Annotated in this window: 9 protein-coding genes and 1 pseudogene; 4 read left to right on the top strand and 6 right to left on the bottom strand. The window is 73.2% G+C overall.

Features of this window, described 5'->3' with window-relative positions:
- Positions 1-8: 8 nt before the first annotated feature.
- The 4 genes from J3R08_RS08840 to J3R08_RS08825 are packed head-to-tail and all read right to left on the bottom strand — an operon-like array spanning position 9 to position 8117.
- Entirely contained in the window at positions 9-1103 is a 1095-nt protein-coding gene (locus J3R08_RS08840) for an ABC transporter permease (protein WP_043325477.1), read from the bottom strand.
- Positions 1100-2713: a sugar ABC transporter ATP-binding protein gene (locus J3R08_RS08835; protein WP_209960705.1), complete on the bottom strand. Its 1614-nt coding sequence runs from the start codon at positions 2711-2713 to the stop codon at positions 1100-1102. The genes J3R08_RS08840 and J3R08_RS08835 overlap by 4 nt, the downstream gene beginning before the upstream one ends.
- Complete coding sequence (locus tag J3R08_RS08830; RefSeq protein WP_043325478.1) at positions 2710-4833, bottom strand: family 43 glycosylhydrolase; 2124 nt, start codon at positions 4831-4833, stop codon at positions 2710-2712. Before J3R08_RS08830 ends, J3R08_RS08835 begins: the two co-directional genes overlap by 4 nt.
- Positions 4833-8117, bottom strand: coding sequence for a DUF2961 domain-containing protein (locus J3R08_RS08825; protein WP_084789495.1), 3285 nt, complete (start codon positions 8115-8117; stop codon positions 4833-4835). Before J3R08_RS08825 ends, J3R08_RS08830 begins: the two co-directional genes overlap by 1 nt.
- Positions 8118-8512: 395 nt before the next feature.
- On the opposite strand from J3R08_RS08825, the gene J3R08_RS08820 reads away from it, so the two are divergent.
- The 3 genes and pseudogenes from J3R08_RS08820 to J3R08_RS32650 form a co-directional block, all read left to right on the top strand.
- Complete coding sequence (locus tag J3R08_RS08820) at positions 8513-10039, top strand: VCBS repeat domain-containing M23 family metallopeptidase (RefSeq protein WP_209960702.1); 1527 nt, start codon at positions 8513-8515, stop codon at positions 10037-10039.
- 15 nt (positions 10040-10054) lie between these two features.
- Positions 10055-11050, top strand: a complete 996-nt coding sequence (locus tag J3R08_RS08815) for an alpha/beta hydrolase family protein (RefSeq protein WP_043325481.1) — start codon at positions 10055-10057, stop codon at positions 11048-11050.
- 153 nt (positions 11051-11203) lie between these two features.
- Positions 11204-11281: pseudogene (locus J3R08_RS32650) on the top strand (50S ribosomal protein L31); the annotation flags it as partial.
- A gap of 155 nt (positions 11282-11436) precedes the next feature.
- On the opposite strand, the gene J3R08_RS08810 reads toward J3R08_RS32650, so the two are convergent.
- Positions 11437-12084 carry a response regulator gene (locus tag J3R08_RS08810; RefSeq protein WP_069089884.1) on the bottom strand — a complete coding sequence of 216 codons (648 nt, stop codon included), beginning with the start codon at positions 12082-12084 and terminating at the stop codon, positions 11437-11439.
- A gap of 9 nt (positions 12085-12093) precedes the next feature.
- Positions 12094-13365, bottom strand: coding sequence for a sensor histidine kinase (locus J3R08_RS08805; RefSeq protein ID WP_041784246.1), 1272 nt, complete (start codon positions 13363-13365; stop codon positions 12094-12096).
- A 141-nt stretch (positions 13366-13506) separates the two neighbouring features.
- Between J3R08_RS08805 and J3R08_RS08800 the strand changes: the two genes are divergently transcribed.
- The gene (locus tag J3R08_RS08800) at positions 13507-14301 is read left to right on the top strand and encodes a hypothetical protein (RefSeq protein WP_209960700.1); all 795 of its coding nucleotides are present in this window, start codon (positions 13507-13509) and stop codon (positions 14299-14301) included.
- The last annotated feature ends 207 nt before the right edge of the window (positions 14302-14508 follow it).

Here is a 14508-nt window from a genome sequence, read left to right as displayed (position 1 = left end):
CGGTTCGGTCAGGCGATGCCGCGGCGCAGCTTCTGCAGCGCCGCCGCGAGCACGATCACCAGTCCTTTGATCAGCAGCTGGACGTTGGCGTCGATGTTGTTGAGCGCGAGGATGTTGTTGAGGATGCCGAGCAGCAGCGCGCCGGCCAGGGTGCCGCCCATCGAGCCGGAGCCGCCGGCCAGGCTGGTGCCGCCGATGACGACAGCGGCGATCGCGTCCAGCTCGTATCCGGCGCCGTCGTTCGGGCTGCCCTGGTTGAGCTGTCCCGCGTGCACCACTCCGGCCACCGCCGCCAGGAGGCCGGCGACGGCGAACACGGCGACCTTGACCCGCGTCACCGGCACACCGGAGAGCCGGGCCGCCTTCTCGTTGCCGCCGATCGCGTAGACGTGCCGGGCGAACGCCGTCGTCCGCAGCACCACCACAGCGGCCACCCCGATCAGGACGAACAGCACCGCCGGCACCGGGAACACGCCGTTTATCGAGCCGTTCAGCAGTTCGAAGGCGGGCGGCGCCTCCTGGGGTCCGTCGCCGTAGGCGATCGGGATACCGAGGCCGCCGGACCAGATCCGGGCGATGCCCCGGGCGACCTGGAGACCGGCCAGTGTCACGATGAACGACTGGATGCCGAGGCGGGCCACGGCGTACCCCTGGAGCGCGCCGAACAGCACGCCGATCGCGAGCACGGCGGCGACGGCGGGCAGGATGCCGAGTCCGGAGTCGACCATGAGCGTCGCGGTGCCGACGGCCGACAGGCCGAGGATCGCCCCGACCGACAGGTCGATGCCGCCCAGCAGGACGACGAACGTCATCCCGATCGCGATGATGCCGATCTCCGACACCGCGCGGACGATGTTCCCCAGGTTGCCGGCGGTGAGGAAGAGGATCTCGCCGTCGCGGCGCGGTGAGGCGAGGATCGCCACGACGAAGATCACGAGCAGCGCGAAGAGACTCTGCACCGCGAAGAGCCGGTCGGCGAGTTCCCGGCGGCTGCGCGGCCGACGCAGCCAGTGGGCCGTCGCGCCGCGCAGTCCGGCCGTACCGGCGGCGGGCAGCGCCCCGGTCACGGCCGGCTCGGGCGGCGGCACTCGGGTGTCGGTCATCGGTCGTCCCTTCCGGCGGCCGGGCCGCCCATCGCCGCCGCGAGGATGTCCTCGCCGGTGCAGCCGCCGGTGGCGAGGTCGGCCACGGCCCGGCCACGGCGCAGCACCACCACCCGGTCGCAGACGCCGAGCAGCTCGGGCAGTTCCGAGGAGGCGAGCAGGATGCCCATGCCGTCGCCGGCGAGCCGGCGCAGCAGCCGGTAGATCTCCGCCTTCGCCCCGATGTCGACGCCGCGGGTCGGCTCGTCCAGCAGGAGCAGCCGCGGCTCGGTGAGCAGGTGCCGGGCGAAGACGACCTTCTGCTGGTTGCCGCCGGAGAGCGCGCCGACCGGCGTGGCCGCCGCCGCCGTCTTGATCGCCAGGTCGGTGACCGACCGCGCGACGGCCGCCCGCTCCCGGCCGCGGCTGACGAACCCGGCCGAGGTCAGCCTGGACAGGGCGGCCAGCACGATGCTCCGGCCGACCGGGTGTTCCAGGACGAGCGCGGAGCGGCGCCGGTCCTCGGGCACGAAGCCGACGCCGGCACGCAGCGCCGCGCGGGGCCGGCGCGGCGCGTACGGGCGGCCGGCCAGCAGGACCGTGCCGGTGCGGCGGCCCGCGGGCCCGGCGCCGAACAGGGTCTCCAGCAGTTCGGTACGTCCGGCGCCCATCAGCCCGGCCAGGCCGACGATCTCGCCGGCCCGCACGGTCAGGCTGACGCCGTCCGGCTCGCAGCGGCCGGGCCGGGGCGTCCGGGGCCGCACGGCCAGGTCGGTGACACGCAGCAGCGGGCCGCCGCCGGCGGATCCGGGCGGCGGGCCGGGAGCGCCGGCCGTGTCCGCCGGGGCGGGCTCGAACAGCGACGCGGCCCGGCCGCCGACCATCATCGCCACGATCCGCCGCCGGTCCATCCGGCCGGCCGGTACGACACCGGCGACGGAACCGTTGCGCAGCACCGTCGCGCGGTCCGCGACGACCTCGATCTCCTCCATCCGGTGGGAGATGTAGACGACGCCGACGCCCCGGCGGCGCAGGCCGCCGATTGTGGTGAACAGCCGCCGTACCTCCCCGTCGGCGAGCGCGGCCGTCGGCTCGTCCATGACGAGTACGCGGGCGTCCAGGGCGAGCGCCTTGGCGATCTCGACGAGTTGCTGCTCGCCGACGCGCAGCGAGCCCACCGGGCGGCGCGGGTCGATGTCTGCGCCGAGCCGGTCCAGGTGCTCGCGCGCGGTGCGGCCCGCGGCCCGCCGGTCGACTGTGCGCAGCCGGGTCCGGGGCTCCCGCCCGAGCACGAGGTTGTCGGCCACCGAGAGAGCGGGCACCAGGTCGAGTTCCTGGTGGATGGTCGCGATCCCGGCGGCCTGGGCGGCGGCCGGGCCGGTGAACCGTACCGGCGTCCCGTCGACTGCGACTTCTCCGTCGTAGTCGGTGATCACGCCGGAGAGGATGTTGATCAGGGTGGACTTGCCCGCGCCGTTCTCGCCCAGCAGCGCGTGCACCTCGCCCGCCCGTACGTCGAAGTCGACGCCGTCGAGGGCCGTCACGCCGCCGAACCGCTTGGCCACTCCGGTTGCCGCGACCACCACCCGGCCGCTCGGGCCGGGCGCGTCGCGGGTGTCCACGCCGGTCACGGGATCGCGTTGATCGCGGTGTGCGCGGCGTCGGCGAACTGCACGTCCCGCCGGACCCCGCTCGCGGTCAGACGCCAGGTGCCGCCCGCGTACTGGCCCGGTGCCCAGGACAGGCCGCCGGAGCGCCACAGCGGCTGCCAGGCCGCCATCGCGTGGCCGGCGTCGTACCAGGTGTTGTCGCCGCGCCAGGCCGATCCCCACCGGTGCGCCGCGACCACCGAGAGCCCGTCGCCGGTGCTCATCGTCCAGCGGGGCATGCCGGTGACGTCACCTGTCGGCCGCGCCTCCACCGCCGGGTCGCCGACCAGCGGGGACGCGCCGTCGATGTTGAACGCCACCTCCCACACCGCTGCGGTCGGCCACCCGTTCACCGACCAGGTGACGTCGCTCTGCAACCCGGGGCCGGTCCACCGGGGCGTCACGGTGAGCAGCCAGTCGGCGGTGACCGGCTCGTCGCCGAACGGGATGCCGACCAGGTTGATCCGGGAGCCGTCGGCGGACACGTCGACCCGGGCCGGCGCTCCGGCCCGGTCGGTCACGTCGAACCGGCCGACGGCGAGGTACGGCCCGGTGCCCCGGTGCGACGAGTCGAGCGCGGGACGGTGATTGCCGGCCCCGGCCGGGTCGACGGCCAGCTCGGCGATCCGGGCGCTGGGCCAGGTGCGCACGTCGGCGCGCAGGAAACCGGTGGTCACCGTCCAGCCGCGCGCCACCACGCCGGTCGACCAGGTCAGCGGCGCCAGCCAGAGCCCGCCCTGACCCCAGCCGGCGTGGGTCAGGTACCAGTTCGAGCCGTCCACCACGACCTCGGCGGCGTGCGCGTCCAGCACCGTCACCTTCTCCGCGCCGTTGAAGCGCAGCGGGTCGCGGCTGCGGTAGACGGCCGTGCGCCGGTACGCGGCGCCGTAGTCGGTGCCGTCGCAGCAGACGAACAGGTACCACCACTCCCCCCGGCGCACCACGAACGGCGACTCCGTCTGCCCGCCCGCCCGGCCGGTGTGCGGCGAGGTGTACGCGATCGCGCGGCCGCTCCACGAGCGCAGGTCGGTGCTGGTCCGGTACGCCACGACATGGTTGCCGCCGGACGGGCTCGACGTGGCCGTGTAGTACATGACCCAGCGGTCGCCGACCCGGGTCACCATCGGGTCGCGGCCCTCCCACCCGTCGGTGAACAGCGGGTTGGCGGAGCTTCGGGTCCAGGTGAACAGGTCGGTCGAGGTGGCCAGGTGCATGCGGTACCGGGCGTAGTCCGGGTTACCGGCCGCGTAGAACATGTGGTAGACGCCGTTGTGGTGGACGACGTGCGGGGCCCAGATCCACTGCTCCCCGGCCCCGGGGTCGGCGGCCAGCGCCACCGGCCGTTTCGTCCACGGGCCGGTCGGGGTGGGCGCGGTGGCGTGCCCGAAGACCTTCTCGTCCTGCGGCGCACCGGGTTCGGCGTGGGTGATGCCGAACAGGTGCCACACGCCGGTCTGCTCGTGCCGCACCAGCGTGTGGTCGTTGTAGTACCAGGTCGTCGACTCCCCGGCGCTCGGGTCGTAGACGCGTGTGGACGCGCCCCGCGCCGGTGTCTCACCGAGCGTCTCGTACGGCGTGGTGGTGACCGCCGCGAGCGGGCCGACGCGACGCAGCGTCACCGTGTCCAGCCCGGCGAAGAAGCCGGTGGAGGACGCGGACCGGCCGGTCACCGTGACGGTGAGGCGGTGGGTGCCGGCCGTCAGCGACGCCGAGCCCAGCGGCACCGCGCCGGTGCGCTGCACCGCGCCCGCGTACCCGTCGAAGAGCTGGCCGACCGCCACCCCGTCGACGGCGAAGCGCAGCGTGCCGTAGTCGCCGGCCCGGGTGAGGACCGCGCCGAGGTCGTACTGCCCGGCCGGCACCGACGGCAGCGCGAGCGTCACCGCGTCACCGGCGCGGGCGCCCCGGAACCACAGTTGCCGTCCGCCGGACCAGCTCACCCCGCAGCAGTCGGCCTGCGCGCCGACCGGCGCGGTGGCGGAGACGACGGCGAGCGACTCGGCCTCGAACCGGACCGGGTCGTCGGCCGCTGCCGGTCCGGCCGGGACCGCCACCAGGGCCACCCCGAGCAGGAGCGCCGCGAGGGCACGCCGGGCGCGCATCACGACACGCTCGGGCGGGGCAGGTCGGTGCCGGGGGCGAACCGGTCGTGCCAGCGGTTGCCCGGTGGCCCGAATCCACCGCCGGTGGAGAGCGAGACGAACACGTCGGCGGTCAGGCCCCTGGTGAACGCGACCACGTCGGCCCGGCCGTCGCCGTTGAAGTCCCCCACCCCGGGCAGCTCGTCGCCGAAGGCGAAGTGGTCGTGCCACTTCCAGGAGTTCTGCACGAAGCGGCCCCCGTCGGAGAGCGACACGAACACGTCGCCGGTCGTACCCCTGGTGAACGTCACGATGTCGTCCCGCCCGTCCCCGTCCACGTCGCCCACCGCCGGCAGCTCGTCGCCGGTGGCGAAGCTGTCGTGCCACTTCCAGCCGTCCTCCACGAAGCGGGTGCCGTCGGAGAGCGACACGAACACGTCGCCGGTCGTACCCCTGGTGAACGTCACGATGTCGTCCCGCCCGTCCCCGTCCACGTCGCCCACCGCCGGGAACTCGTCGCCGAGCGCGAAGTGGTCGTGCCACTTGACGCCGGGTCCGAAGCCGGAGCCGGTGGAGAGCGCCACGTAGACGTCGGCGGCGGCGCCGCGGGTGAAGGTGATGATGTCGGCGCGGCCGTCGCCGTTGACGTCGCCGACCGCCGGGATCTCGGCGCCGACGGCGAAGAAGTCGTGCCACTTGACGCCCGCGGAGTAGCCGGAGCCGGTGGAGAGCCCGACGTAGACGTCGGCGCTGTCGCCACGGGTGAACGTGATGACGTCCGCGCGGCCGTCGCCGTTGACGTCGCCGGTGAGCGGCACCTCCGCGCCGATCGCGAAGAAGTCGTTCCAGGGCCGGCTGTCCGGCACGAACCGGGTGCCGTCGGAGAGCGACGTGAACACGTCGGCGCCGGCGCCGCGGGTGAAGTCGACGGCGTCGTCGCGGCGGTCGCCGTTGGCGTCGCTGGTGTTGCGGGTACGGGTGGTGGCCGACACCTCGGCCGAGGGCGCGGCGGCGTTGCCCGACCCGTCGACAGCAACGACCCGGTAGTAGCGGGTCTGCGCGGCCGGCAGCGGACCGTGCCGGAACGTGGTGGCACGTGTGGTGCCGACCAGGTTGGCGGCGGTGATCGCCACCCCCGGGTTCCGGGACGCGTAGACGCGGTAGGAGACCACGCCGACGTCGTCGGCGGAGGGGGACCAGGTCAGGCCCAGCGCGTGCACGCGCCCGCCGGCCAGGGCGAGACCGGCGACCGGGGCCGGGGCGACGGTGTCGGTGAACGGCGCGATCATGCTGTCGGCCAGGTATCGGGCGGCGGTCCAGGCCGGCGCGCCGCTCGCCGGGGTGAGCTGGACGGTCACCGCCGAGCGGCCCGCCGTCAGCGCCGCGGGCAGCACGAACTCGTCGGCCAGCCAGCGCTGCCTGTCGTTGCCCAGCGGCTGGAGCCACACCCCGGCCGGTGTGCCGTCCACCGACACGGCCGCCTGCTGGTAGCCACCGGCCTGGTCACCGTGGCGGCGCAGCCGTACCCCCTGGTTGGCCGGGTCGATCGCCAGCCGGAAGCGGACCGGGGCGGTGGTGGCGCGGACCTGGCCGGTCTGCGGGACGTTGTCGTCGTCGCCCTCGAAGGCGGCGGTGAGCGCGGTCTGGGTCGCCGCGGAGTCGGTGTACGCGTGCGCGGCGCGGCTGGCGGCGTCGCCGGTGACGACGGCGTCGGTCCGGCGCGTGGTGACGGTGCGCTGGGTGTAGAGGAACGCGGTCGAGGCGTACTCGGCGGGCATGTCGTTGGCCGGTCCGTGCTCGATGCCGAAGCGCAGCGCGGTGCCGTACGCCACCGCGTCGCCGATCATCAGCCGGTAGGCGGCGTCGCACTCGTCGGCGCATCCGCCGCCGCGGACCAGGTGCGCGGTGTTGCCGGTGAAGACGCCGCTGTACTCGCCGCGGTTGAAGTACCAGCCCGACTCGTAGAAGTCCTCGGTGCCGGTGCCGTAGATCTGCGGCGTGGGCGAGCCGTCCACGTGCACCCGCTCGTCGCCCTCCAGGTAGTTGCGGGTGTTGCCGCCGATGATGTGGCCCCGCATGGTCTGCGAGACGCCGACGAACCGGCCCCGGCCGGACTGGTCGGCGATGATCCAGTCGGTGCCGCCGACCGTCTCGGCGCGGCGTGACTGGGTGGTGAAGGAGCCGGCGTTGCCGTCGGCGGCGAGCCGGGACGTCCACTCGGCGCCGGGCGCCGACGTCACCTCGACCTCGACGCCGCCGACTGTGGCGCCTGTCGTGTTGACGAGCGTCAGTGCGGCGGCGGTGCGGAACGGCATCGGCCACCATGCGCTGTACCAGCCGCCGGGCGCGGAGTCCATGGCGAACATCAGCGACCGTACGGTGCGCTCGCCCAGCCCGGCGCCGAAGAACTCCCCGATCGGGCTGTCCACTGTCGTACGTCCGTCGAACGTCATCCGCAGCCGCAGCCCGGCGAGCGTCGGCGCCCCGGCCGCGGCGTCCGGTACGCGCAGCCGCAGCGCGGTGATCGCGCGTGGCCCGGTCAGGGCGGCCAGTGACACCTGCCCCTGCGCCGGGGCGGTGACGGTGACGCGCGTGGTGGAGGCGCCGGCCTGGGCGGGCTTCGGGTCGCGGGTGCCGGCGGCGCGCAGCAGCGTGACCACGTCGGTGGCCGGGTCGGCCGGATCGAACCGGGGCACCCCTGCCGCGTCGGTGAAGGTCCGGTAGGTGACGTGGTGGAACAGCGGGTTGTTCTGGGTGGTGATCCGCATGGACTCCCGGTAGGGCATGGGCACCTTGACGGTGACGCCGCCGGACGTCTGGTCGGCGTTGCTCACGAGCGGCGCGACGAACGGGCTGCCGAGCCGCCCGTCCACCAGATCCTGGAGGTCGGCCTGGACGACCACGACGCCGTCGAGTTCGACGCGGATCCAGCCGGTGGCGCGGACGTTTCCGTCGTCGCGGGTGAACCAGATCGACTGCACCTCGCCCGGACCGCGTGCCTCGGCGATCACACATCCCCCACTCCGACGCAGACACGACCAGGTGCCGACGAAGCCGTCGTCGTTGGAGCCGTCGCGGCCGAAGCTGGAGAACTGGTGGGTACGGGTGCCGGCGGCCAGCTCCGGCAGGCGGTCGAGCCGGCGGTAGGCGTCCCAGCCGATCGGTCCCTTGTCGTCGGCGACGGCGGGAGCGGGAGCGGACGCCGACGTGGCGGCCGGCGCGGCGGCGGACGAGGTCGCGGGCACGGCAACGGCCAGCAGCGCGGCTGCTGCGGCGCCGGCCCAACGGCCGATGCGAAGCCTCATCGGTGTCCCTTCCGAGCAGCCGTAGGAGTCTGAGAAATCGATTGCTGGCGAGTTAACTTCGAGGCTTCCACGGTTGTCAATACTTGCGCCCGGCTTTCCCTCCGGGGCAGGAATCTTCGCGGCGGGTCGGCCTGCACGCCGCGCAGCCAGGCCGGGCGGAAGCGACGCTGAAGGAAGTTTTCCGCCGGCACTCACCACCCCGTCGGGTATTGACAGGCTCCGAAGTCTGCGGTTTCACTTCTCCTCAGCGCCACCGTCCCGCCGATCGGGACGCCAGCCGCCCCTCTCTCCGACGCGAACTGTCAGGGCCCGCCCATCGGCGACACCGGCCCCTGGCTCGACACGCCCACGCGCCGCTCCGACAGTGCATCCCTCTTCCGACGAGGAGTCACCGCATGCCCAGATTCCCGACGAGTCCCGCCCGGCGGGCCCTCGTCGCGCTGCTCACCCTGGCCGCGGCCACCCTCACCGCGGTGACGGTCGCCCCGTCACCGGCACTCGCCGCGCCCACCTTCAAGGCACCGTTCCCCTGCGGGCAGCGGTGGACGTACAGCCACCACAGCGCCGAGGTGCGGCAGGCGCTGGACTTCGTCCGCGCCGACGGCGGTGTCACAGGCGGTACGCCCCAGGTGGCGTCCGCCGCCGGAGTGGCCCGGCGCTACTCGCAGCCCAGCGGCGCCGGCAACTACATCGTCATCGACCACGGCGGCGGGTGGACCACCTACTACTTCCACCTCAGCGCCTACTCGGTGCCCGACGGCGCCTACGTGCAGCAGGGGCAGCAGATCGGGATCACCGGCAGCACCGGCAACTCCTCCGGCGCGCACGTGCACTACGAGCAGCTCTACAACGGCGTCGGCCAGGTCATCTCGATCAACGGCGTCTCGCTCGCGCCGTATCCCGGCCAGTACAACCAGCGGTTCCTGGTCAGCGACAACTGCGGCACGCCACCGCCGCCGCCCGCGCCCCGCTATTTCGGTGGTTCGCCGACGGATTTCACCGGTGACGGCCGGGATGACGTGGTCGCGTTCACCCACGGTTCGCTGGCCGACGCGTATGTGGCCACGTCGACGGGTTCGTCGTTCGCGGGCACGTCGGTGAAGTGGCACGACTGGTTCGCCCTGCCCGGAGAGACCCCCCTGACCGGAGACGTCAACGGCGACGGACGCGACGACGCCATCGTGTTCACCCACGGCACCACCGCCGACGTCCACGTCGCCCTGTCCACCGGCACATCCTTCACCACATCCCAGAAATGGCACGACTGGTTCGCCCCCGGCACCGAAATCCCCGCCGTCGGCGACGTCAACGGCGACGGCCGCGACGACATCATCACCTTCACCCACGACACCAACGCCGACGTCTACGTCGCCCTGTCCACCGGCACCTCCTTCACCGGCACCGCCGTGAAATGGCACGACTACTTCTCCATCACCGGGGAGTTCCCCGCCCTCGGCGACGTCAACGGCGACGGCCGCGACGACATCATCACCTTCACCCAAGGCCCCGCCACCGCCGCCGACGTCATCGTCGCCCTCTCCACCGGCACCACCTTCGGCCCACCCCAGAAATGGCACGACCTGTTCGCCGTCGGCACCGAACAACCCCGCGTCGGAGACATCAACGGCGACGGCAAGGATGACATCGTCACCTTCACCTGCAACACCGACGCCGACGTCTACGCCGCCACCTCCACCGGCACCACCTTCACCGGCACCACCATCAAATGGCACGACTTCTTCTGCCTAACCGGCGAGTTCCCCTACCTCGCCGACGCCAACGGCGACGGCAAAGACGACCTCATCGTCTTCACCAAAGGCACCACCAACGACATCTACGTCGCACTCTCCACCGGCACCACATTCGCCCCCAGCACCAAATGGCACGACTACTTCGGCCTCACCAGCGAAACCACACTCTGAGCCCCAGGAGGAACCATGCCGCACGACCGGAACATCTCCCCCACCGTGAGCCGCCGGCGGCTGCTCACCGGCGCCGCCGCGGTCGCGGCGACCGGCGCCCTCGCCGGCGCCTTCACCGCGCCGTCCGCGGCCAGTGCAGCCGTCAACGGGTACGGCCTGCGCATCGTCGACCGCAACGAGAACGGCGGCCGGTTGCAGTACTACCGTTTCGCCACCGACGCGATCGAGTGGGATCCGGCGGTGAACGTGCTGCTGCCCGACGGCTACCACACCAGCCGCAAGCGTTACCCGGTGTTGTATCTGCTGCACGGCGGCAACGCGGACTTCCGCACGTTCCACCTCCAGGACAACATCATCAACCTCACCGCGGGCCGCGAGATCATCGTCGTCATGCCGGACGCCTCCACTGGCTGGTACAGCAACCCGGTCAGCACCAATGTCGGGCCGCGCAACTGGGAGACGTTCCACATCGCCCAGTTGCTCCCCTGGATCGAGGCCAACTTCCGCACATTCCCCGAGTACAACGGCCGCGCCGTGGCCGGCTTCTCGATGGGCGGCTTCGGGGCCCTCAAGTACACGGCGAAGTACTACGGCCACTTCTGCTCGGTCAGCTCCCACTCCGGGCCAGCCAGCCTGCGCCGCGACTTCGGCCTGGTCGTGCACTGGGCGAACATCACCTCGGCCGCGCTCGACCTCGGCGGCGGCACAGTGTACGGCGCGCCCCTGTGGGACGAGGCACGGGTCAGCGCGGACAACCCGATGGAGCGCATCGAGAGCTACCGCAACAAGCGGATCTTCCTGGCGGCCGGCACGTCACCCGACCCGGTCAACTGGTTCGACTCGGTCAACGAGGGCCAGGTACTGGCGGGCCAGCGCGAGTTCCGGCGAGCGCTCAGCCGGGCTGGCATCCCGCACGAGTGGCGCGAGGTGCCGGGCGGCCACTACTTCCGCCACGAACTGTTCGTCCAGGACCTCGCCGGCATGCTCGGCCGGCTGCGCCGCGCCGGCTGACCCACCGGACCTGCGGCGCGTGGCAGGCCGCCACCAATCCGGCGACGGCCTGCCACGCCCGGTCGGCGGACCGCACGCCGCGCGTCCAAGGGGGCTCAGCCCGATCATGAAGTCATCCTCCGCCACCGCGCCGAGGCTACCGACCGCTCAACACGCCTTCTCGACACGGCGGGCCGGGTCGAGAAGTTCCGCGCCAAGTACGCCCGTCGCGAGCCCCGGGAGCCGCGCTGACCGAGGCGCGCATGCTGCTGCGCGCCGGGTACGCGATGCGCGGCGTCCGTCCGTCCACGACGAGGTTGCTGGTCGAGATCGTGGAGAGGTATCCCCGCCCCTGGTACGTGGTCGCGGCTGACGCGACGCCGGCTGGATACTGCCCAGGTGCGGGCTCAGCGGCCGGGACCACCCAGGTCGAGCCGGTCCTCGCGCACCCGGTCGGCCAACTCCAACTTCGTCCGGGTCGGGCGGCCCACCTCGGCATACTTGCGTTTGACCCGTTCCAGATACTCGCGCGCGGTCCCGTAGGCCACGCCCGCGCGGCGCGCGGCGGCCGCCAGGGTGGCCCCGGAGGCGTACGCGGTGAGCACCGCGCGCTCCTGCGGGGACAGCCGCGGCCGGTCGGCGCGGGCGTCGCGGCTGAGTACGAACGCGAGTTCCGGACTGATCGCCGACCCGCCGGACGCCACCTCGCGGATCGCCTCCACCAGCACGTCCAGGGGATGGCTCTTGGTGAGGTAGCCGGCCGCCCCGGCACCGATCGTGGCCAGCACGCCGTCGGCGTCGGGGACCGCCGAGACGACCAGCACCCGCCCGCCGCCGGCCCGGACACGCGCCACGTTGTCCGCCGGGTCGGATCCGTCGCGCAGGTTGAGATCGAGCAGGACCACCCGGGGCGCGTCCGCACCGCCGAGTCGGTCGAGATAGCCGTCGACCGTGGCGGCGACCTGCACCAGGCGGACGTCCTCGACCGGTGCCAGCCAGGTACGCAGCCCGTCGAGCAGCATCCGGTCGTCGTCGATCGCGGCGACAGTGATCATCCGGCCCTCTCACCCAGCCGCCGACGTCCACGCGCCGGGCGGCCAGCTCATCTCGACGGTGGTGCCCTGACCTGCTCCGCTGTCCACCAGCACCTCGCCGCCGGCCTCACCGATCCGCGCGCGCACCGACCGGGACAACCCTAGCCCTGGCCGGATCCGGTCCGGGTCGAAGCCGCGCCCGCGGTCCGCCACCGTGACCCGCAGCCTCGCCGGGTCCGGGTCGTCCGTCCCCGCCGCCGGGCCGGCCACCGTCACCAAGGCGGTCGAGGTGCCGCTGTGCCGGATCACGTTGTTGAGCGCCTCCCGGACCGCGCCGGTGAGCGCTCGCACCACGGCCGGCGGCACGTCCGGCGGGACGTCGGTGACCCGCAGGTGCACCCGCAGGCCGGTCGGCGCCAACTCCCGGATGACCGTGGTGAGCTCGCCGACCAGCCGCATTCCGACCGCGGAACCGGCGGACGCGATCAGGCCACGCAGATGGTCGGCGTCAGCGGCGAGTCGACGCCGCACCACCGGATCACCGGTGTCGACCGCGCCACGGGCGACCGCGTCCAGCGTGGACAGCACGGTGTCGTGCAACATGCGGTGCTGCTGTGCCACCTCCGAGGCGTAGGCGGCGTGCGCCGCGATCCGCTGCCCTGCCTCGGCCAACGCCGCCTCCGCCTTCACCGCCCGTACGGTCGCCCGGTCGGCGCGCAGTGCGGCCTGCCGCAGGGCACCGACCACCAGGCCGGCGGCCGCCGGCACACCCACCAGTGCCAGCAGGTTCCCCGCCGCCCCGGACAGCGCCGCCGGACCCAGGGAGACCGTGGCGTGCACCCCGAGCAGGTAGCCGACCGCCAGCGCGGCGTACCAGGCGAGGGCCTGACGACGCGACAGTGCCAGCGCGACGGTCAGGCCCGCGCCGATCGCGGCCGGCAGGGCCGGATGGCTGAACCCGGTGCCGTGGCCCGGCCGGGTGAGCAGGCCGCCGGCCACGAGGGCGACCAGCGCCACCGTCGCGTCCAGCCCGGCGACCCCCCGGCCCACCGCGCCCTGTCCGTGGACCCACACCAGCACGCCGACCACCGCGAGAGTCTGGACCGCGTACACCGTCACCGCCGCCGGCACCGACCGCAGTCCGGCCGTGCCGCCGGTGAGGACCGCGACCGGCCAGGCGGCGACCTGGCAGATCCGCACCACGACGAACAGCCCGATCAGGCCGGTGGTCAGCGGAATCGCCGGGGAAGGGCCGGGACCGGAGCGGGAAGCGGGCGGAGCGACGGCGGCCGTGGCAGTCATGGCACTCAGCATGCCGGACCGGGCCGGACCGCTGTCGGCAGGACTGCCGACAGCAGTTCGTCCGTCGTGCGGGGGTGCGACCGCACCAGGCATGATCGGGACGGCTCCACCGAATCCTGGTACGACCGGAAGGACAGGCAGATGAGATGTCTCCAGCGGAAGCTACCCGCGCTGGCCGGGATCGCGCTGCTGATCGCGGCGCCCGGTTGCGGCAACCCGGCCGTGCCGGTGAGCGGACCGGACAGCGCCACCCCCACGAGCACGGCTGCCCCGGCGAGCCTGCCGGGCAGCGACCAGGGCGACCGGGTCGAGGTGGACGGCCGGACTGTCGCCGGGGTGGCACCGGGGCTCGGGTTCCCCGCCGGCAGCAAGGTCGACACCGCGTTCGGCGACCCTGGCTCGGCCACGGTGATCCTCACCGCTCCTCCGCCCGAGCAGGTGCTCGCCCACTACCGCCAGGCGGGCCCGCCGGCCGGATACCCGGTGGGCACCGACACCGGTCAGACTCTGTACCTCGACGGACGCGGGTGGACCGTCGAGGTCATCGCCACCTCGCGCGACACCACAGTCACGTTCGCCCGCAACCGGCCGGCCGAGCAGTCGACCGCGCCGCCACAGGCGGAGGAGCCGGCGCTGACCGGCCGGGATCTGGGCGTGACGAACCTGCCGTTCAACTTCCGGTTCCCGCCGGGCAGCCAGGTGCGCGACCTCTCCGACACCGCCGCCGGCGCCCGGCTCACCCTGGTCGAGCCCGACCCTCAGCGGGTACTCGCGTTCTACCGCACCGCCCTGCCCCAGGGATTCTTCGACGTCACGGGCGACCGCACGACCGGCGGGACCACCATCATCACGTTCGAGAAGGACGACGGTGAGTGGACCGGCACCATCGAGGCTACGGACGACCGGGTCACCGTCAGCACGGTCCATCGTCGATAGGACGACCCTTCCGGCGGCCGGCACGTTCCCGTCCGACGGGCTTCGACGACGAACCGGGGCGGTGAAGGGCAACCGTCGGTGGCGTCAGCTGCGGGGGCCCGGACCGGCCACCTGCGTACCCTGGTCGCGCCGTACCCATCTGGCATCCTTCCGGGACACCCTGCGATCGACGAGCGCCAGCACCGTTGCGGGCCGGGCGAGGGCGAG

The organism is Micromonospora sp. HB375 (assembly GCF_017872985.1).
In the GTDB taxonomy this organism is placed as follows: domain Bacteria; phylum Actinomycetota; class Actinomycetes; order Mycobacteriales; family Micromonosporaceae; genus Micromonospora; species Micromonospora chalcea.
This window is presented reverse-complemented; position numbering and strand designations above follow the sequence as displayed.